This window comes from Synechococcus sp. BIOS-E4-1, assembly GCF_014279995.1.
Taxonomy (GTDB): domain Bacteria; phylum Cyanobacteriota; class Cyanobacteriia; order PCC-6307; family Cyanobiaceae; genus Synechococcus_C.
Genome location: NZ_CP047935.1, coordinates 1,368,295 through 1,386,198, shown reverse-complemented (window position 1 = coordinate 1,386,198; position 17,904 = coordinate 1,368,295). Strand labels below are relative to the sequence as shown.

Below are 17,904 nucleotides of genomic sequence, written 5' to 3'. Positions count from 1 at the left end.
ATGCAGCGCACAGGTAACCAAGGCAACACCAGATGCGGTGCCGCCCAGGCTCCACCGTTGCTGTCAAGCCGGCACAAGCGCAGCTTCGGGCCTTGACTTCATCACCTCCGCAGCCTGCTCGTACTGATGCGCTACCTGAAGCAGAAGGGGCTCCTCCAGCACATTGCCGATCAGCTGCACGCCGATTGGCAGACCACCAGCATCGAAACCACAGGGGACACTGATGGCCGGTAGGCCAGCGAGATTGGCCGGGATAGTTAGCAGATCCGAGAGATACATGGCCAGGGGATCATCCGCATGGGCCCCGTTGCGGAACGCCGTGCTTGGGGCAGTGGGTGTCAACAGCACATCCACCGACTCGAAAGCCGAGTCAAAATCGCGCCGGATCAGCGTTCTCACCTGCTGAGCTTTTTTGTAGTAAGCATCGACATAACCGGCTGAAAGGGCATAAGTGCCGATCAAGATCCGGCGTTGCACCTCACTGCCGAAACCCTCCGCACGACTTTGGGCCGTCATGGCCGCCAGAGATGTTGCATCCTCGGCTCGATAGCCGTATTTCACACCGTCGTAGCGAGCGAGATTGGCGGAGGCCTCCGAGGGAGCGATCACGTAATAGGTGGCGATGCCATCGTTGAAGCGGGGGCAGCTCACATCCACCAGTTCGGCCCCAAGGGCCTGGAGCTGATCTGCAGCCGCCAGCACCGACGCCTTCACCTGTGGGTCCAATCCGTCCTGGTCAAAGCACTCGGTGACCAGACCTACTCGCAAACCCTTCACCGGAGCGGCAAGAGCAGAGGTGTAGTCAGGAACTGGAACATTTAGACAGGTCGAATCACGAGGATCAGAACCTGCCATGACCTGAAGCAGTTCAGCGGTATCCGCCACCGATGAACTGAAGGGTCCCACCTGATCAAGGGAGCTGGCAAAAGCCACCAAGCCGTAGCGACTCACTCGCCCGTAGGTGGGCTTGAGGCCAACCACCCCACAGAAGGATGCGGGCTGACGAATCGAACCACCGGTGTCGGAGCCGATGGAGGCCAGGCACTCGCCAGCGGCAACAGCAGCGGCACTGCCACCGGAACTGCCCCCAGGCACATGTTCAGGATTCCAGGGATTGGCAGTGGCACCGAAGGCGGAGGTTTCGGTTGAGCCACCCATGGCGAATTCGTCCAGGTTGGTCTTGCCCAGAAGAACCGCTCCGGAAGCCCAGAGCCGATCGGTCACCGTGGATTCATAGGGAGGTACGAACTGCTCAAGCATGCGACTGGAGCAAGTTGTGCGCACTCCCCTGGTGCAGAGATTGTCTTTGATACCAAGGGGAATCCCAGCCAATGGGGGCAGATCCTCGCCGGCAGATCGCGCCTCATCAATGCGATCGGCGTCGGCGCGGGCGCGCTCTGCCGTGACTTCAAGAAAGGCATGCACGCTGGGGTCGACCGCATCAATCCTGGCCAGGTGATGGTCGGTGAGTTCCCTCGCGGACACCTCCCCGTTCGCCAGTTGCTGACGCCATTCGGCGATCGCCATGGTCAGGATTTGCGTGCAGCTGAGACGCTATCAGTCAGATGCGTTCGCATCGAACTCAATCAGCCCTGAGATTCGATCGTGAACGGTTCTGAACGACGACAACGCACGCAGGAATGATCGAGTGAAGCAGGCGATTCCGAAGCCACATCACTGAGAAATGCCGGAAGCTCCCGCTCTAGGGTGGAGCGACGCACAAAAGGACCGAACCAATAGGTGACGTCTGGGCCATGGGTCTGAACCCTGGCCCACCAGGCCATTCCTAGACCGTTGGCAAGTGAGCGCATCGGTCGGTTCAGAGGGCCCATGGCGGAGCGATAAAGACAAGGTCATTGTGCACTGATTCACCGTTGGCGTAAGGATTCCAACCATCGCTGTTCAGAGTCCCTGAAGTTCACCGCCCTGCATTCAGAGATCAACGCTGCCTTCAAAGCGTGGTTCCGCGGTCTGCGCAAGACGTTCGATCTGCAGGTCAATCCCTGGTTGCTCGGGCAGTGAGTGAGAGGCATCAGATTCGCCTGAGGGCTGAATCCCAGTGGTATCGGATGCTTCCACCGGTGATGTTTCTGCCGATGATGCCACTGCTGTTGATGCCACTGCTGTTGCTGACTCTGCGGGAGATCCAGCGGGCGCTCCGTTCTGTGAAACCTCCAGTTGCTCCAACGGCGGCGATGGCGGAGGGGAGATCTGGGGCCTCACGATGCGGGGAGAGGGGTTCTGGCCCTGAAGCCCCTTCATCCAGCCTCGACGTGCCACCTCATACAGGCAGAGCGCCGTCGCAACGGAAGCGTTCAGGCTGGGCGTCACACCACGCAACGGGATACGAATCAACTGATCGCAATGCCGACGGGTGAGCATGGACAGCCCCTGCCCCTCGGAACCCGTGACCACCACCAGCGGTCCTTCCAGATCGACTTCTTCAAGGGTCTGATCACCTTCCTCGGCAAGACCAACCACGCGATAACCAGCATCCTTGAGGGTTTCCAGGGAGCGGTTGAGATTGACAACCCGCGCGACAGGCAGATGCTCCAGGGCTCCAGCCGCAACTTTGGCCACGGATCCCGTGAGACCTGCACTGCGGCGCTGAGGCAGAACCACTCCATGCGCCCCCAAGGCTTCAGCGGAACGGACGATCGCACCAAGATTGTGGGGATCAGTGAGGCCATCCAGGGCCAGTAGCAGTGGAGGTTCATTGAGCTCACTGCAGCCATCAATCAGATCAGGGAGGTTCAGGGTGTCGGCGGCTGCGGTCTGCAGAGCGATTCCTTGATGCACTGCACCACCGGTCATCTGAGCCAGACGCGCCCAGGTGACCTCCTCCACCAGAACTCCGGAGGCCTTGGCATCCCGAAGAAGCTGCATGAATTTCGGAGCACTGCGCATCTCACTGGTGCACCAGATGCGATGGATGGGTCGACCCGCCTCCAGCGCTGCCTGCGTGGCATGCCGACCCCAGAGCAGATCATCTGCCACGGGATCAGCCCCATGGGGAGCCGCTTCGCCGCGGGATTGTTCTGGAACCTGCTGACGATCATGGTGTTCGGCACGTCCAGGACGGAGACTGCGGGAATCGCCATCACTGAAGCGACGGCCTCCAGGACGACGGTCCGTCAAACGTCTGTCTTGGGAACGACTCCCCTTAAAGCGCTGATCAGTTTCGCGGCGGTCCTCAAAACGCCTGTCTTGCAAACGCCGGTTTCCATCACGGCGGTCTCGATCATGACGGTCACCTTCACGACGGTCACCTTCACGACGGTCACCGTCACGGCGATCGTCAAAGCGCCTTTCACTGAAACGTCGATCGTCGGAGCGGCGATTTTCGAAGCGGCGGTCACCCTGACGACGGTCTTCAAAGCGGCGTTCATCCGGTCGGCGTTGTTCAAAACGCCGGTCCCCTTCACGTCGGTCTCCCCGGCCAGCAGGTCTTGATGCCTCTCGTGGGCCGCCTCGGAATGCGCTATTCCTGGACGGGCCGCGTCCTCGGAACTCTCCATCACGAGATCCACGCCAGGGCGTTTCAGTACGACTGTCGTCTGCCTCCCGCCGCCGAGATCCTGTAGGACTGCCATCCACTCTCGGACGACGACCACGAGGCCCGCCACGAGAGGGTCGACCACCTGCTGAATCACCACCACGGGAGGGGCGGCCGGGGCGGCGATCAAAACGGGAGCTCATGGGATCGATGGTTATGACAGGGCGGATTCGGTCTCCTCGAGTCGATCCAGAAGCTGGGCAAGCCGCGTCGGATTCTGCAAAAAGAGCCAGCCAACCATTGTCTCAAACCCCGTGGCCTTTCCATAGGCCGCAGGGTCGGCCCCGCGTGGGCCGCGGCCGGCACGATTGCGGCCACGACGCACAAGATCTTTCTCCTCCTCAGTGAGCCAGGGCTCAAGCCGCTTGAGGGCAATCGCCTGGGCATCGGCACGAACCTCGGCCACCACGGCTCTGTGCAGATCTTTGGATCGTCCCGCCTGTCGGCAATGCCGCAAACGCTGATGAAGCTCCCAGACGGCATCTCCGAGCCAGGCGAGCTGCAGGGCGCCTAGATCGGTGGCGCCTGCCGGAAGAGAGTGCTGCAGCCGGATCCAGTCGCTCAAGCAGCAAGCTGGGTGTAAGCCGTCTCCAAATCATTCACCAGATGAAGGAATGATTCCAGTCGGACCAGTTTCACGGTCTGGGTGACACGGGCATTGCCAACCACCACGAAGCTGCGCTTGGCGTCTTTGCATTGTTTGGCCAGCTGCACAAGGGCTCCGAGACCCGAGGAATCGAGAAAGTCGATTTTGCTCAGGTCAAAGACAGCCGGAAAGGCATTGGCCTTCAAAACATCCATCACATAAGTGATGAACTGCTTTTCGGAGTAGGCATCCAACTGGCCGGTGAAATGAAACACCAGGCAGCCATCCTTCTGCTCAAAGCCTCCACGGAGCGAAACCGTCAGTCGCTGCAGTTCAGTGATGGGACCAGACCCCCCATGTTGCGTCGTCGTCGTGCGAAGTGTAGTGATGCTCTTCGAGACAGACCACGCATCAGCGTCGATCTGACATCAGCGAAACGAAACGGGCGAAATGATGATCGGCATCGTGGGGGCCAGGACTCGCCTCAGGGTGATATTGCACGCCAAACAGCGGCTGCTGCCGATGGGCCATCGCTGCCACGGTGCGGTCGTTGAGATTGAGGTGGGTCACCTCGATGCTCTCGGCAGGGAGACTCGCCGCATCCAGGGCAAACCCATGGTTTTGACTCGTGATCTCCACCTGCCCGGTGGTTCCGCAGGGATGGTTGAGACCGCGATGCCCATAGCCGAGTTTGAAGGTGGTGCCCCCCATGGCCAGTCCGAGAATCTGATGGCCGAGGCAGATGCCGAACAAGGGAAGATCTCGCTGCTGAATCAGGCCGCGGGCCAGAGCGATCCCGTCACTGACGGCAGCCGGATCACCCGGTCCGTTGGACAGAAACACACCCTCAGGCTTGCAAGCCAGCACGCTCTGCAGATCAGAGGCTGCCGGCATGACTGTCACGTCACAACCATGACTGACCAATCGATCGAGGATGGCGCGCTTGATGCCGAAATCGATCGCGACGACGCGGTACGGACTGTCCGGTCGGCCACTTTGCAAACGTCTGTCGAAATCCACTGCACAGGGAGCGTTCCACTCATATGAAGTGGTTGTCGAAACCTTGTCGGCGAGATTCAGACCTTCCATCGAGGGCGCTGAACGCACCACCTCAAGCAGCTCAGCAGGCGACCGTCCATCGGAACTGATCACCCCGTTCATGGCACCTGTTTCACGCAGATGGCGAACCAGGGCGCGGGTGTCGATGCCATGGATACCAACAACGCCATGGGCCTCCAACCAGTCCTGCAGACTCTGACGCGAGCGCCAGTTGCTGGCCGCCGGCGACAACTGGCGGGCGATCAGACCTTGGGCGTGCGGCTTGTCGGCCTCCTGATCATCGGGATTGACCCCGGTGTTTCCCAGCTCCGGGTAGGTGAAGGTGACCAGCTGTCCGGAATAGCTGGGATCCGTCATCACCTCCTGGTACCCGGTCATGCCGGTGTTGAAAACAACCTCACCGACCACGCTGCCACCGGCGCCACAGGGCAGTCCGGAGAAGACAGTGCCATCGGCCAGCACCAGCCATGCCGACTCACTGGATGAAGCAGTCATCAGCAGACGAATCTCCTCAACAACGCTGGAGCACTCATCCTCCCTCGGCGGGGGTCAGTCCGAGGCGCAACTGCTCAAGACGCTCCCAGGCAAGGCCATCACGCAGAGCCGAAAGTGCTCGCTGGGCACCGGACTTCAGATCCACTTCCACACCGGCCACCCAAAGCGCCAGAGCGCAGTTGAAGGCAACCACTTCGGCCTGGGCCTGGGTGCCTCGCCCCTGGAGCAGATCACTCAGGATCGCCTGATTGCAGGCAAGATCTCCGCCGCGCAGCGCTTCGAGCGGTGCCACCTGAAGACCGAGATCTCCAGGTGAAATGGACTCTGAGCGCAGCACTCCCTTTTCGAGAATGCGCAGGGAATTGGGTCCCGCAAGTGACGCTTCATCCAGACCGCCGGCTCCGTGAACCACAACGGCCCGTTCCTGGCGAAGACTCTGCAGTGCCTCCGCCATTGGATCCAGGAGGTCCTCAGTGGCCACGCCCAGCACCTGACCGTTGGGTCTCAGGGGATTCACAAGAGGGCCTAAAAGATTGAACACGGTGCGAACGCCAAGACTGCGGCGCAGTGGCGCCAGGTTCACCAGAGCCGGATGCCATGCCGGCGCGAACAAGAAGGTCACTCCAGCCTGAGAGAGAGCCTCCACCACCTGTGCAGCTGGTGCCTGCAGATGCAGGCCTAGACCTTCGAGCACATCCGCTGAGCCCACCTTGCCGCTGGCGCTTCGATTGCCGTGCTTGGCCACATGGGCACCGCAGGCTGCGGCCGTAAACGCCACGGCGGTGGAGATGTTGAAGGTGTCCGCCCCGTCACCCCCCGTGCCGCAGGTATCCACCATCAGCAGTTCCGGGCGTGCCCCTGGCAGAGGACAGGCTTCACGCAACACGGCCGCCATGGCTCCGAGTTCACCGCCGTTGACACCACGGGCCCGAATGGCAGCCAGAAAAGCCCCTGTCTGCACAGGAGTGAGTTCCTCGCAGAGCCAGGCTCTCATCAAGGCCGCTGCCTGGTCAGGAACGAGCACGCCTCCGTTCAGCAGAAGCTCCAGTGTCTGAGGCCAGGAAGGGCATTGGGAGACCATGGGAATAAGAGGCCTGGAGCCTTGGGGATCGGCGGACAGAAAAAAGCCCGGGTGCAGATGCACTCCGGGCCGGGTGATGGGGACATCAACACTATCCCTTAAAAAAGATGCGATGGCCAGTTCGACGCCAATCTCAACCGTTCCAGGGTCTGGGTGCTCTCCTGAGGATCAGCTCAATGCCTAGGTTGTTCATTGTGCAGGGTTCGCGATGGCCCCTTTCCGCCTCGATCTGATCGGCCGCTACCTGAAACCCCATCGACGCACGGTGCTGATGGGTGCGATCGCTCTGGTCGTCGTGAACATTCTCAGCGTCACCATCCCCCTCGAGATCCGACGGGTGATTGATGACCTGCAGGAGGGTTTCGCCTTTTCGGATGTACTGGCACAGGCGGGCTGGATTGTGCTGCTCGCCACGAGCATGGGGGTGGCGAGGCTCATTTCGCGCCAGCTGGTCTTCGGAGTCGGGCGCCAGGTGGAAGTTGAGCTTCGTCAGAAGCTGTTTGATCAAATGCTCCAGCAGGAGCCCGGTTGGGTCCAGCAAACGGGCAGCGGTGAAGTGATCAGCCGTGCCACAAGCGATGTCGAGAACGTCAGGCGCCTGCTGGGTTTTGCCGTGCTGAGTCTGACGAACACCGTTCTGGCCTACACCTTCACGCTGCCGGCCATGCTGGCGATTGATCCCGTTCTCACCGTTGCTGCAATCTCCCCTTATCCAGTGATGCTCGGCGCCGTTCGCCTGTTCGGAGGCCGCATGATGCGAGAACAGCGGCGCCAGCAGGAAGAACTGGCAGGTCTCAGTGAACTGATCCAGGAAGACCTTTCAGGCATCGCAGCCATCAAGATCTACAGCCAGGAACAGCAGGAGCTGAATGCATTCAGTTCCCGCAACCGCGGATATCGCGATACGGCCATTCAGCTGGCACGCACGCGCAGCACCCTTTTCCCCCTGCTGGAGGGAATCTCATCCATCTCCCTGTTGCTGCTGCTTGCACTCGGAAGCGGCCAGCTCCAGCAAGGAACCCTGTCGATCGGCGGCCTGGTCGCCCTGATCTTTTACGTGGGGCAACTCGTGTTTCCCACCGCTCTGCTTGGTTTCACGCTGAACACCTTCCAAACCGGACAGGTGAGCCTGGAGCGAGTCGAGGAACTGTTGTCGCGCCGACCGCTGATCAGTGATCCGCACGAACCGGAGCATCTGAAACTTCCCGTGCGCGGAGAACTGCAAGCTCGCAATCTGCACATCCGCTACGACGGATCCGATTGCGACACCCTTAACGGCCTCAGTTTCCAGATTCGCTCTGGAGAACTGGTGGCCGTCGTCGGTCCAGTTGGCTGTGGCAAGACCACGCTGGCACGTGCTCTGGGCCGCATGGTGGAGGTGCCAGCCCATCAGCTGTTCCTTGATGGACATGACATCACCAACTTGCGCCTGGACGACCTGCGTGAACAGATCGCCCTCGTCCCCCAGGAGGGTTACCTGTTCACAAGCAGCCTGGCGGACAACCTTCGCTACGGCGAACCCGAAGCCGACATGCAACGGGTTGAGGCAGCGGCTGAACAGGCCCGCTTACTGGGAGATGTGCGCGGATTTCCCGATGGCATGAACACCCTTGTCGGCGAACGCGGGATCACCCTCAGTGGAGGCCAGAGGCAGCGCACCGCCCTGGGCAGGGCTTTGCTGCTCAAAGCTCCTGTTCTGGTCCTGGACGACGCGCTGGCAAGCGTTGACAACAACACAGCAGCCGAAATTCTCGCCTCGGTGCGACGCCAGACGCAGCGCACGATTGTGATGATCAGCCATCAACTGTCGGCAGCCGCGGCATGCGACAGGATCCTGGTGCTGGATCAGGGGCGATTGGTGCAACAGGGGCACCATTCCGATCTGATCAGGGAAAAGGGCCTCTACCGGAGTCTGTGGGAACGGGAACAGGCGGCTGAACGGCTGGAAACGGTGGCCTGACGCAAAGGTTGTGCAACTTACGGGCGACAAACCCTCCAGCCTCGGCTTAGCTGGAGTCTCTGCTGCCGAACCATGACGTCAGGTACCCCTTTCTCGGTCCGCTGCACCCTGACGTTCGGGGATATCTACGGACAGATTTTGGCTTGGATGGCCGTGATCTTTGTGAGCCTTGCCGCAGGACTGGCTCTCATGGGGTCTTCAAGACCGGTGTTTGCCCTGGTGGGAGTCGGTTTAATTCTTGTACTCAGCGTTCCGTTTCTGCTGTTCGCCTTCGTCACCACACTGCTCAATCACATCCGCCTGGATCCGATGACATCTGCCTAAGGTTGCCGAACAGACAAGAATGTGATGCTGCCCAACTGGCTCACGGGTTCTCAGCAGGGACAATCAGACGGCAACAGCGACGAGCGTCACGTTGTTCTCGGAACGCCACTCAAGGCACCGCTGATGGAGGACCAGGAGGAAATTGTTTTCGGCTGCGGATGCTTCTGGGGCGCTGAAAAAGGTTTCTGGCGTCTACCGGGTGTTGTGTCCACGGCAGTTGGCTATGCCGGCGGCCAGACTCCAGCTCCCAGCTATGAGCAGGTCTGCAGTGGACGGACTGGACACACCGAAGTGGTCCGCGTGGTCTACAGCACCCCAGCCATCGACGTCAGCGATCTGCTCAAGCTGTTCTGGGAATGTCATGACCCCACACAGGGAGACCGTCAGGGCAATGACCAGGGCAGCCAGTACCGATCAGCGATCTACACCACCACCCCCAGGCAGATGCAACTGGCCCTGACCAGTCGTGACTGGTATCAACAGGCCCTCACCCAGGCCGAACGGGACAGCATCACGACCGAAATCGCAGCTGACCGCACCTTCCATTTCGCCGAGAATTACCACCAGCAATATCTTGCACGTCCCGGCAGCAGGCCTTACTGCTCCGCCATGCCCACAGGGATCAACCTCGGCGCCTTTGAAGCAGCCGACTACCGCTTGCCCAGTCAGGTCTGGAGCCATTACGACTGGAGCATCAGTCACTGCGTCCTGCGAGGTGACAACAGTCCGATCCAGCTGCAGACATGAACGACTCCCTTCCCGACAGGGTGGTGATCGCCGTCATTGCACTGACGGTGGTCCTGGTCTTCGCCGTGGCCTTCTCCCTGAAACCCCGGTCGGATCAAGAGCGTCCTTTTCTCTGGCGCGATCCATCCCCTGCCCCTCCTGCCCAGGTCATCTCGCCCCCGTCGAGTGCAACTCTGTCGAGGGCAACTCTGGCGAGGGGAACTTTGGCGAAGGGAACCATGCCGATCTGACCACTCCCTCCCATCTGGTTAAACCGACCTGGCAAGGTTGGGAGCGACTGGAACACCTTGCACGGCGTGCCCACCATTCCTGAGCAAAAGCCACCTCGACGTCTGCATCCACTGCCGAGCGGCCTGGTGGAGCTCTATGGCTTGATCGCAGTGCTGGTGGTGCTGATTCCGGAGTGGATCGCTGATGGAACCTTGAGTCTTGGAGACAACAAACGACGTTCCACCCTGCCGATCGCCTCCAGAGCCTGGAGAACGCTGCCGGAGCTGCAGCTGGCCTCGATGAATCTGTCATCGCTGCGTCAGCTGGGCAGACAACTGCGAATCTGGGGGTATTCAAGCGACAGCCGTGACAAGCTCACCACAAGGCTGCTGACACGCATCAAGCGACACACGAAGAGCGGGAATGCCTTGTGATAGCTTGCATCTGCCGTCGGGGCGTGGCGCAGCTTGGTAGCGCACTACTTTGGGGTAGTAGGGGTCGTGGGTTCAAATCCCGCCGCTCCGATGTCAAAGTCCAATCCAAAACAAAGGCTCCTCAAACGAGGAGCCTTTTTTTATTGAATGCTCTGTAATCCGCTCAAAGCAAACAACAACAACCCCGAATGAAGAGTCTAAAAATCACTCGCTCTGCACCAGTTTATTTGCAGGGCGAATGGGTGATCACGAGATGACGCTGACCGTCGATTTTGAGCCAACCCTCATCTCTGAGCAGACCGATGACCCTGGTCACGGTTACACGGGTGGTACTCAGGGCACTTGCCATCTCCTGATGAGTCAGGCGCAGATTGAGGCGCAATCCCTGCTCACAGGGCTGGCCATAATCCTGAGCAAGCAGCTCCAGAAAACCTCTAACGCGCTCCTCAACTCGACGTAGCCCAAGTAGAGAGAGCAGGTACTCCGACTGGCGATGACGAAGCACGACCGCTCCCAGCAGATCGTTGGCAAGATCCTGTGACTCACGCACCTCGCCCATCGTCATGCAAAGAAGATCCGAGTCGGCGAGGGTGACGGCCTCATAGGCCTGGACCGTGCTCAATGGTTCGCCGAAGGTCTCGTTGGGACCTGCCAGGCCCAGCAGTAGCTCATCTCCATGCACAGAAACCGCCCCGAGCTTCACCATGCCACTAACAACAAGCCACAACCTGTTTTTGTGAAGTGGCACCACGTTTCCCGCGGCGAGGTGCAAGCGATTTCGATTTTGAAAACTGAAGTCCAGAAGGCAGTGCCTTGCTTTTTGTGTTTTTGATTCTGAAGGAGATTCGACAGCACCGACTGACGATTCCCTACCGACGAGTGTATGGAGCGCAACATCACACACCCAGACGAAGAGCCCGCAATCGAATCAATAAGGAGTATTCAAAAGTATCGAAAGATCAGGGCAAAAATGACCAATCGACGGGTGTCAAAGCTGGCAATGATCGATCAGAAAGGCTGCGATTACTGACTAATCCGTTCAATCACTGGCCGCGACTTGCTGAGTATTTCAGTCTCAAGGGGAATCAAACCGAGCTCGGCAACCCGGCCCTGGGCCTGGCTGCTCAGCATGAAGTCAAGAGCCGCTCTGACCGCCTGCGTGTTGTCGCCGTTTCCAGACCTGTAGGCCAGACCCCAGATCAGCGTGACGATCGGATAGGCACCCTGGACCGAAGGGTTGGGGTTGCTGCCGGCGAGATTGAAATCCAGTTCGATGCCCTTGAGGGTCTGAGCGCTGGAGACCACGCTGGGTCGCAGGAATTCTCCAGCTTTGTTCTGCACTGCAGCGGACCTCAGACTGCCGCTGAGATGGGACAGACCGAGATAGCCGATGGCACCTCGCCTGTTTTCAATGGCAGCGGCAACACCGGAGTTTCCTTCTGCGGCGATCGCATTGGCTGCTGGCCAGCGAATCGATTGACCTGTCCCCAGCGACCATTGAGAGGAAAACGCCTGCATTGTGAGAGTGAAGGCCTCGGTGGTGCCAGAGGCATCCGATCGATGCACCCAGGTCAGAGCACCCGGCTTGCAGCCGAGCTGTTTCCAGTCGGTGATCCTGCCACTGGCCACCTGTACGGCCTGCTGTTGGGTCAGCTTCAGGTCGCAACCTGGCTGGTTGTATCCAAACGTGATGGCTTCTCCAGCGATGGGAATCTGAACCACACCACGCCTCACCTTGGCCAGGTCCCTGGGCTGTATCGGAGCATCGGACACTGCGAAATCAACGGTCTGCCTGATCAGGGCCCATTGAGCCTCGGCTGAGCTGACGGGTCGAAAACTGACCTCAGGACCGCCTGAACTGGTGATCTGGGCAAACCAGTTTCGATAAAGCCTGGCGGGGAGTGCGGCACCAACTGCGGTCAGAGAAGAATCCGAGGAGGCGGAGACACCGGATGCCACAGCGAGCAGGGAAAACAGGATGAAAGCCTGCCTGGCAAAGCTCATGGGTGGCCTGGAAGAAACCGACCTACCCCTAGCGGAGAGCAGGTCCAGGCAGCGTTCATCAGCGATGTTCGTGAGCGCTTAAGTGCGTTTGAACAGTGAATCAAGGCTTATGGGTGGACGCCCCTGAAGGCAATCGCGTCGAAGCCGAGTAACGCGTCAGCCATCGATTCACCCGCGACCGCTGACAGGACGGGACCTCCTCCAGCAAATGCGAGAGCTCCAGTGCACCGAGTCGCTTGAGTTCGCGCACATCCACATGCCAGAGGCATTCCGCCTCGCGAATCAGGCGCGCCCAAGTCCGTACCTGCTGCCAACGCTGCAGGCGAGAACGAACGGAAGGCGGATGCCTGGGAAGTTCCATGACATCAGCCTGGCTGCCAGATCTCCAGCACGGTCAAACCCTCCGCGAGGTTTCGGACTGATGAAGCAAATCAGGACGCCAGGGGCAAAGGAGGGTCAACAGGCACAACGGTAAAGTCGAGATTGGAGGCCTCCCTCGCCGACAGGCGCCTGGCCCAGGCTCCTTTCACCGGCTCGTTCCAGCGGAAACCGGCATCCCGGGCGAGATGACGGTTGTCGTAAGACACCTGGGCACGCATCAGCTGACGCGGCTCCAGGCCATGCTCGATCAACTGTTCAAGGTCTTCACATCGCCGGAAGACCTCAGCCAGGTAGATGCAATCGGTCAGAGCACGATGGGCAGCCCAGACAGGGATTTCATAGGCCAGGGCCAGATCACGCACCGAAGGCCTGGACCTGAGCTGGCGGTCCGGTGGCCAGCGCATGTCCTCCATGCTGCAGAGCCAGCGCTTGTCCGTCGCCGGCAGGTGACCTCGGCCGAACCACTGACGATCAAAGGCGGCGTTGTGCGCCACGAGCAGATCGGCGGCATCCAGCAACGACTGGAGATAGCCGAGGGCAGGACGCCAGGGCTGGGGCAGGTTGGTGGCGGAGGCGGGAATGCGATTGATCGCTTCCGCGGCATTGGACTCCACCGGTAACAGAAATGATTGTTGAGCCAGCAGCTGACGGCTTGGCACGTCAAAGAGAATCACACCGACTTCCAGGCAGTGATCCAGCTGCGGATCCAGCCCAGTGGTCTCGGTGTCAACAATCAACAGGGTGCGTGCTGCAGGGTGACGTTCAGCTCCTGACTGCGGCGACGGACTGGTCAAAGGCCGCTCCAGCAATTGCGGCGGTGATTGCGGCAAAGACTGAGGTGATGATTGCGGTGGCGAAGCCGGTGCCGGTTGGCCGCCGCTCAACGACAGCAGATCGAGCTGACCCGGTACCGATGGGTTCTCCATGCGCTTGCCTCCCTCCTGGATCGAACCATTCTCCGTCCTCCACTCGCGCTTCCTAAGGTTTCGCCACTAATTCGATCCCTCGTCATGGCCCTCACCGTGGGTGACAGCGTTCCGTCCATCAACCTGGAGGACCACGAAGGCAACAGCTGCGCGATCGGTGAGCGCAACGGCACACCCCTGGTGCTGTTCTTCTATCCCAAGGACGAAACCCCAGGTTGCACCGCAGAAGCCTGCGGTTTCCGTGATTCCCATCAGGAACTTCAACAGCTCGGTGCTCAGGTCTGGGGTGTCAGCGGTGACGATCTGGTCAGCCATCGCCGCTTCGCCGAACGTCATCAGCTTCCGTTTCCGCTTCTGAGTGACAGTGATCAACGTCTGCGCAGAGCCTTCGGCGTCCCCAAGACTTTCGGTTTGCTGCCGTCGCGCGTCACCTACGTGATTGACGGCCAGGGTGTGATCCGGCACGTGTTCAACAACCTGCTCGATGGCCCCGCCCATGTGCGCGAGGCGATGCAGGTGCTTCGTTCGCTGCAACCCAGCCAATGAGCAGCTGGGTTCGATTCCGTGACTGCTGGACCCTGTATCCGCGCCAGCCAAGGGGTCTGGTGGAATTTGTGGGTGGCAGTTATCTGGCAGCCACCCCTCAGATCAGCTACCGACGCCTGCTCGAAGGACTTGCTGCCCGCGGAGTTGCTGTGCATGCCTGGAGCTATGTGCCTGGTTTCGACCACCAACTCCAGGCACGTGAGGCCTGGAGTGCCATGCGCGCCTGTCGGACCCGAATGCAAGACCGCCTGGGACAGCTTTCACCACCTCTGCGTCTCGGTCACAGCCTGGGTTGCAAACTGCATCTGCTTGCTCCCGATGGAGGGCGTAACTGCAGCGGCCTTGTGGCGCTCAGCTTCAACAACTTCACCGCAGATCAGTCGATTCCCCTGCTCGGCGTGGTTGCTCCAAGCCTGGGGGTGAACACCGAATTCAGTCCGAGCCCCAAGGAAACCCTGAGACTGATCAAGCGTCAGTACCTGCAACCCCGTAATCAGGTGGTGCGATTTAACAGGGATCAGATCGACCAGAGCCTCGACCTGATCACCGCTCTGCAGTGTCGCCAGGGAGACCGCAGCGAGCTTCTCAGGTTGCCTGGAGATCACCTCACACCCGCCAGTGCCGGCCTGCGCAGACAGTTCCTGGGCGACTGGGCGGAAGGCAGCGACCGGCAGCAGCAGGTGAACCGGCTTCAGGACCTGATCACCTCCTGGGCGCTGAGCGGCACGGTCTCCTCCGGGTAGATCACTGAACTGGCCTTGGGTTCTCCCCATATCTCATCTTCAGTGAGCTCCGTTTCGATCAGCTCAATCGGGACACCTTCCTCTTCGATGATGGCCACCCTGAAGCTGCTGAACGGTTCATAGGGCCCGAGAAGCAACCGCTCATCAGCCACTGCGGCCTCCAGATCATCCACCTGAAATGCCACATGTGGGGTGGACTGAATCAGTGGGTGCAGGCAGCTCCCGGATTCAAAACGATGAAACTGAATCCGGAATCCTCCGGGATCCTCGCCACCGGATGTGTACATCCGAAATGTGGAGCTGTAGTGCTCATCAGGGCGTTGCTCAGACGTGGGAACGCCCATGTGGTGGTAGCGGTAGCTGACGTTGGGCTTGCGTTTCATCACTGTTGAACACGTCTGAATTCATCATGTGCTGCGACCTGGTGAGGGACTGGTGAACGACAGGAGAGTTTTCAGGCCTATCAGCAACGTCCACCGTCGATCGATCGCCACGCCCCGCACCTAAATGGCGGAATCAGGCGCGCAGCTTGTCCAGCACTGAGCGATCCTCAAGCGTGCTGGTGTCTCCTGTGACTTCCTGACCAGCAGCGAGGGCACGAAGGATCCGGCGCATGATCTTGCCGCTGCGGGTCTTGGGCAGGGCATCGCTGCAGCGGATCTCATCGGGCCTCGCAATCGGGCCGATCTCCTTGCCGACATGGGCCCGCAGTTCTGTGATCAGGGCATCCTCCGGTTCACGTCCCGCCTCAAGGGTGACGAAGGCAACAATGCCCTCACCCTTGAGATCATCTGGACGACCGACAACAGCTGCCTCAGCCACAGAGGGATGACTGACCAGAGCAGATTCGATCTCCATGGTGCCGAGGCGGTGACCGGAGACGTTGATCACGTCATCCACCCGCCCCATCACCCAGAAGTAGCCATCCGCATCACGACGGGCGCCATCGCCGGCGAAATAGATGTGACTGCCGTCAGCCGGACGGATGTGCTCCCAGTAGCTCTCACGGAAACGCTGAGGATTGCCGTGCACCGTGCGCATCATCCCGGGCCAGGGACGTCGCACCACCAGGTAACCACCTTCATCGGCTCCAACCGAGTTGCCGTCCGCATCGACCACGTCGGCTTCAATACCCGGCAACGGCAGTGTGGCTGAACCGGGCTTCGTGGGGGTCGCACCCGGGAGAGGACTGATCATCACGCCACCGGTTTCGGTCTGCCACCAGGTATCGATGATCGGGCAACGACCGGAGCCGATCACATCCCTGTACCACATCCAGGCCTCGGGATTGATCGGTTCTCCCACAGTTCCCAGCAGACGCAGGCTGCTCATGTCGTACTGATCAGGCACCTCACGCCCGTTTTTCATGAACGCGCGGATTGCCGTGGGAGCGGTGTAGAAGATCGTGATGCCATGTTTTTGAATCAACTCCCAGAACGCCCCGGGCTTGGAGGGACGCGGCGCTCCCTCATACATCACCGTGGTGGCACCGTTGGAAAGCGGGCCGTAAACGATGTAACTGTGACCGGTGATCCAGCCCACATCCGCTGTGCACCAGTAGACATCATCGTCGCGAATGTCGAAGATCCATTGGAATGTGAGGTGAGCCCAGAGGTTGTATCCCGCCGTGCTGTGCACAACACCCTTGGGCTTACCCGTGGAGCCTGAGGTGTACAAGACGAAAAGACGGTCTTCACTGGCCATCGGTTCCGCGGGGCAATCGGCGCTCTGCGCCTCGACCAGTTCATGCCACCACTGATCACGCCCTTCCGTCATCTCAACCGACTGCTTGGTGCGCTGCACCACCAGAACGGACTGCACGGTTGGACAGCTGCCATCGGCAAGAGCCGCATCAACAGCAGGCTTCAGCGATACAGGTTTGTCCTTGCGGAAGCCTCCATCGGCCGTGATCACCGCTTTGGCTTCACCGTCGATCAGACGATCGCGAAGTGCTTCAGCTGAAAAACCACCGAACACGACGGAATGGGGCGCACCGATGCGAGCGCAGGCGAGCATGGCGATCGCCGCCTCAGGCACCATCGGCATATACAGAGCAACGAGGTCACCCTTACCGATGCCCATCGCTTTGAGGGCATTGGCGGCTTTGCAGACCTCGGCATGCAGTTCTCGGTAGGTGAACCGTCGCACGTCACCGGGCTCTCCCTCCCAGATCAGTGCCGTTTTGTTGGCCTTCTCACTCTGAAGATGGCGATCCAGGCAGTTGTGGGAGATGTTGGTGGTACCACCTTCAAACCAGCGGGCAAAAGGTGCCTCCGACCAATCCAGGACAGTGTCGAAAGGCGTGAACCAGAAGAGTTGCTTGCGTGCTGCATCTCCCCAGAACGCTTCGGGATCCTGACGCGCTGCATTAGCCATCGCCCTGTAAGTTTCCAGACCGCCGATGCGTGCAGAACGGGAGAAATCGGGAGACGGCTCGAAAATGCGCTGCTCATCAAGCACGCTCTCGATGGTTGATTTCTCGCTCGTCATCTGGAGTTTCCCTGTTATGCCTAGGGCAAAAGATAGTTGCCAAAGCACATTCAGACAGAACCTTGGATCAAACCGTTTCGCAGGCAGATTGCGATCTCCTGTGATGACAGCTGGAAAGTCCGTAACAATCCGGGCAAGATCCGCCACAGGCAGTGGGGATCAGCTTTAGCCCTGCCCCACACTCAGCAGATCTTTAAGCGGTGGAATGGTGGACAGGTAGGCCTGGCTGCGGCTGCTCCGACTCAAAGACAAGCAGTCGTCAGCGCGAACCTGAGCGGTGTACTGAGGCCATTTGCACGGTCAGGGGCATGAAACCGAACCTTTCAGGGCGGTGACCCTGTCTTCCAAGCGGCAACGCACGG

Annotated in this window: 20 protein-coding genes and 1 tRNA gene; 8 read left to right on the top strand and 13 right to left on the bottom strand. The window is 59.9% G+C overall.

Annotation, left to right across the window (positions count from 1 at the left end):
- Positions 1-63: 63 nt before the first annotated feature.
- The 7 genes from gatA to trpD form a co-directional block, all read right to left on the bottom strand.
- A complete protein-coding gene (gatA, locus tag SynBIOSE41_RS07265) occupies positions 64-1,527 on the bottom strand; it encodes an Asp-tRNA(Asn)/Glu-tRNA(Gln) amidotransferase subunit GatA (RefSeq protein ID WP_186540206.1) in 1,464 nt (487 codons plus the stop codon).
- Positions 1,528-1,586: 59 nt separating this feature from the next.
- Positions 1,587-1,832, bottom strand: a complete 246-nt coding sequence (locus tag SynBIOSE41_RS07260) for a DUF1816 domain-containing protein (protein WP_066906505.1) — start codon at positions 1,830-1,832, stop codon at positions 1,587-1,589.
- A 100-nt stretch (positions 1,833-1,932) separates the two neighbouring features.
- Positions 1,933-3,699 carry a 23S rRNA (guanosine(2251)-2'-O)-methyltransferase RlmB gene (gene rlmB, locus SynBIOSE41_RS07255; RefSeq protein WP_186540205.1) on the bottom strand — a complete coding sequence of 589 codons (1,767 nt, stop codon included), beginning with the start codon at positions 3,697-3,699 and terminating at the stop codon, positions 1,933-1,935.
- Positions 3,700-3,710: 11 nt separating this feature from the next.
- A complete protein-coding gene (locus SynBIOSE41_RS07250) occupies positions 3,711-4,121 on the bottom strand; it encodes a ribonuclease III domain-containing protein (protein WP_186540204.1) in 411 nt (136 codons plus the stop codon).
- The gene (locus SynBIOSE41_RS07245) at positions 4,118-4,465 is read right to left on the bottom strand and encodes an STAS domain-containing protein (RefSeq protein ID WP_074160780.1); all 348 of its coding nucleotides are present in this window, start codon (positions 4,463-4,465) and stop codon (positions 4,118-4,120) included. The genes SynBIOSE41_RS07250 and SynBIOSE41_RS07245 overlap by 4 nt, the downstream gene beginning before the upstream one ends.
- A gap of 88 nt (positions 4,466-4,553) precedes the next feature.
- Positions 4,554-5,696 carry a glutamine-hydrolyzing carbamoyl-phosphate synthase small subunit gene (gene carA, locus SynBIOSE41_RS07240; protein WP_186540203.1) on the bottom strand — a complete coding sequence of 381 codons (1,143 nt, stop codon included), beginning with the start codon at positions 5,694-5,696 and terminating at the stop codon, positions 4,554-4,556.
- Positions 5,697-5,730: 34 nt separating this feature from the next.
- Entirely contained in the window at positions 5,731-6,777 is a 1,047-nt protein-coding gene (gene trpD, locus SynBIOSE41_RS07235; protein ID WP_186540202.1) for an anthranilate phosphoribosyltransferase, read from the bottom strand.
- Between the two features lie 208 nt (positions 6,778-6,985).
- Between trpD and SynBIOSE41_RS07230 the strand changes: the two genes are divergently transcribed.
- The 6 genes from SynBIOSE41_RS07230 (at position 6,986) to SynBIOSE41_RS07205 (ending at position 10,543) form a co-directional block, all read left to right on the top strand.
- A complete protein-coding gene (locus SynBIOSE41_RS07230) occupies positions 6,986-8,737 on the top strand; it encodes an ABC transporter ATP-binding protein (protein ID WP_186540201.1) in 1,752 nt (583 codons plus the stop codon).
- Between the two features lie 72 nt (positions 8,738-8,809).
- Entirely contained in the window at positions 8,810-9,061 is a 252-nt protein-coding gene (locus SynBIOSE41_RS07225; RefSeq protein WP_066906518.1) for a hypothetical protein, read from the top strand.
- Between the two features lie 24 nt (positions 9,062-9,085).
- Positions 9,086-9,808, top strand: a complete 723-nt coding sequence (gene msrA, locus SynBIOSE41_RS07220; RefSeq protein ID WP_186540200.1) for a peptide-methionine (S)-S-oxide reductase MsrA — start codon at positions 9,086-9,088, stop codon at positions 9,806-9,808.
- Positions 9,805-10,038: a hypothetical protein gene (locus SynBIOSE41_RS07215; protein ID WP_186541446.1), complete on the top strand. Its 234-nt coding sequence runs from the start codon at positions 9,805-9,807 to the stop codon at positions 10,036-10,038. Before msrA ends, SynBIOSE41_RS07215 begins: the two co-directional genes overlap by 4 nt.
- A 66-nt stretch (positions 10,039-10,104) precedes the next feature.
- The gene (locus SynBIOSE41_RS07210) at positions 10,105-10,452 is read left to right on the top strand and encodes a hypothetical protein (protein ID WP_066906524.1); all 348 of its coding nucleotides are present in this window, start codon (positions 10,105-10,107) and stop codon (positions 10,450-10,452) included.
- A gap of 17 nt (positions 10,453-10,469) precedes the next feature.
- Positions 10,470-10,543 (top strand) — tRNA-Pro (locus tag SynBIOSE41_RS07205).
- A gap of 132 nt (positions 10,544-10,675) precedes the next feature.
- Here the strand turns inward: SynBIOSE41_RS07205 and SynBIOSE41_RS07200 are convergent.
- From SynBIOSE41_RS07200 to SynBIOSE41_RS07185, 4 genes are all read right to left on the bottom strand, one after another.
- Positions 10,676-11,254 carry a Crp/Fnr family transcriptional regulator gene (locus SynBIOSE41_RS07200; protein WP_255476034.1) on the bottom strand — a complete coding sequence of 193 codons (579 nt, stop codon included), beginning with the start codon at positions 11,252-11,254 and terminating at the stop codon, positions 10,676-10,678.
- A gap of 221 nt (positions 11,255-11,475) precedes the next feature.
- Positions 11,476-12,456, bottom strand: a complete 981-nt coding sequence (locus SynBIOSE41_RS07195) for a PstS family phosphate ABC transporter substrate-binding protein (RefSeq protein WP_186540198.1) — start codon at positions 12,454-12,456, stop codon at positions 11,476-11,478.
- A 100-nt stretch (positions 12,457-12,556) separates the two neighbouring features.
- On the bottom strand, positions 12,557-12,817 hold the full coding sequence (locus SynBIOSE41_RS07190) for a hypothetical protein (protein ID WP_186540197.1): 261 nt from the start codon (positions 12,815-12,817) through the stop codon (positions 12,557-12,559).
- 70 nt (positions 12,818-12,887) lie between these two features.
- Positions 12,888-13,763 (bottom strand): 3'-5' exonuclease, encoded by an 876-nt coding sequence (locus SynBIOSE41_RS07185; RefSeq protein WP_186540196.1) that lies wholly within the window; start codon positions 13,761-13,763, stop codon positions 12,888-12,890.
- Between the two features lie 84 nt (positions 13,764-13,847).
- On the opposite strand from SynBIOSE41_RS07185, the gene SynBIOSE41_RS07180 reads away from it, so the two are divergent.
- Positions 13,848-14,309, top strand: a complete 462-nt coding sequence (locus tag SynBIOSE41_RS07180) for a peroxiredoxin (protein ID WP_066906532.1) — start codon at positions 13,848-13,850, stop codon at positions 14,307-14,309.
- On the top strand, positions 14,306-15,052 hold the full coding sequence (locus tag SynBIOSE41_RS07175) for a DUF1350 family protein (RefSeq protein ID WP_066906534.1): 747 nt from the start codon (positions 14,306-14,308) through the stop codon (positions 15,050-15,052). Before SynBIOSE41_RS07180 ends, SynBIOSE41_RS07175 begins: the two co-directional genes overlap by 4 nt.
- Here SynBIOSE41_RS07175 and SynBIOSE41_RS07170 read toward each other — a convergent pair.
- Both SynBIOSE41_RS07170 and acs read right to left on the bottom strand, forming a co-directional pair.
- Positions 15,001-15,435, bottom strand: coding sequence for a VOC family protein (locus SynBIOSE41_RS07170; protein ID WP_186540195.1), 435 nt, complete (start codon positions 15,433-15,435; stop codon positions 15,001-15,003). The two genes, SynBIOSE41_RS07175 and SynBIOSE41_RS07170, sit on opposite strands and share 52 nt — an antisense overlap.
- Before the next feature lie 133 nt (positions 15,436-15,568).
- Entirely contained in the window at positions 15,569-17,542 is a 1,974-nt protein-coding gene (gene acs, locus SynBIOSE41_RS07165) for an acetate--CoA ligase (RefSeq protein WP_186540194.1), read from the bottom strand.
- Positions 17,543-17,904: the final 362 nt, after the last annotated feature.

Bases quoted from the DNA above. Each gene is read 5' to 3' on its own strand.
- gatA (WP_186540206.1), bottom strand. From the start codon at position 1,527: ATGGCGATCGCCGAATGGCGTCAGCAACTGGCGAACGGGGAGGTGTCC.
- msrA (WP_186540200.1), top strand. From the start codon at position 9,086: ATGCTGCCCAACTGGCTCACGGGTTCTCAGCAGGGACAATCAGACGGC.
- carA (WP_186540203.1), bottom strand. From the start codon at position 5,696: ATGACTGCTTCATCCAGTGAGTCGGCATGGCTGGTGCTGGCCGATGGC.
- SynBIOSE41_RS07170 (WP_186540195.1), bottom strand. From the start codon at position 15,435: ATGAAACGCAAGCCCAACGTCAGCTACCGCTACCACCACATGGGCGTT.
- SynBIOSE41_RS07175 (WP_066906534.1), top strand. From the start codon at position 14,306: ATGAGCAGCTGGGTTCGATTCCGTGACTGCTGGACCCTGTATCCGCGC.
- SynBIOSE41_RS07190 (WP_186540197.1), bottom strand. From the start codon at position 12,817: ATGGAACTTCCCAGGCATCCGCCTTCCGTTCGTTCTCGCCTGCAGCGT.
- SynBIOSE41_RS07195 (WP_186540198.1), bottom strand. From the start codon at position 12,456: ATGAGCTTTGCCAGGCAGGCTTTCATCCTGTTTTCCCTGCTCGCTGTG.
- SynBIOSE41_RS07185 (WP_186540196.1), bottom strand. From the start codon at position 13,763: ATGGAGAACCCATCGGTACCGGGTCAGCTCGATCTGCTGTCGTTGAGC.
- acs (WP_186540194.1), bottom strand. From the start codon at position 17,542: ATGACGAGCGAGAAATCAACCATCGAGAGCGTGCTTGATGAGCAGCGC.
- SynBIOSE41_RS07230 (WP_186540201.1), top strand. From the start codon at position 6,986: ATGGCCCCTTTCCGCCTCGATCTGATCGGCCGCTACCTGAAACCCCAT.
- trpD (WP_186540202.1), bottom strand. From the start codon at position 6,777: ATGGTCTCCCAATGCCCTTCCTGGCCTCAGACACTGGAGCTTCTGCTG.
- SynBIOSE41_RS07180 (WP_066906532.1), top strand. From the start codon at position 13,848: ATGGCCCTCACCGTGGGTGACAGCGTTCCGTCCATCAACCTGGAGGAC.
- SynBIOSE41_RS07215 (WP_186541446.1), top strand. From the start codon at position 9,805: ATGAACGACTCCCTTCCCGACAGGGTGGTGATCGCCGTCATTGCACTG.
- rlmB (WP_186540205.1), bottom strand. From the start codon at position 3,699: ATGAGCTCCCGTTTTGATCGCCGCCCCGGCCGCCCCTCCCGTGGTGGT.
- SynBIOSE41_RS07225 (WP_066906518.1), top strand. From the start codon at position 8,810: ATGACGTCAGGTACCCCTTTCTCGGTCCGCTGCACCCTGACGTTCGGG.
- SynBIOSE41_RS07260 (WP_066906505.1), bottom strand. From the start codon at position 1,832: ATGGGCCCTCTGAACCGACCGATGCGCTCACTTGCCAACGGTCTAGGA.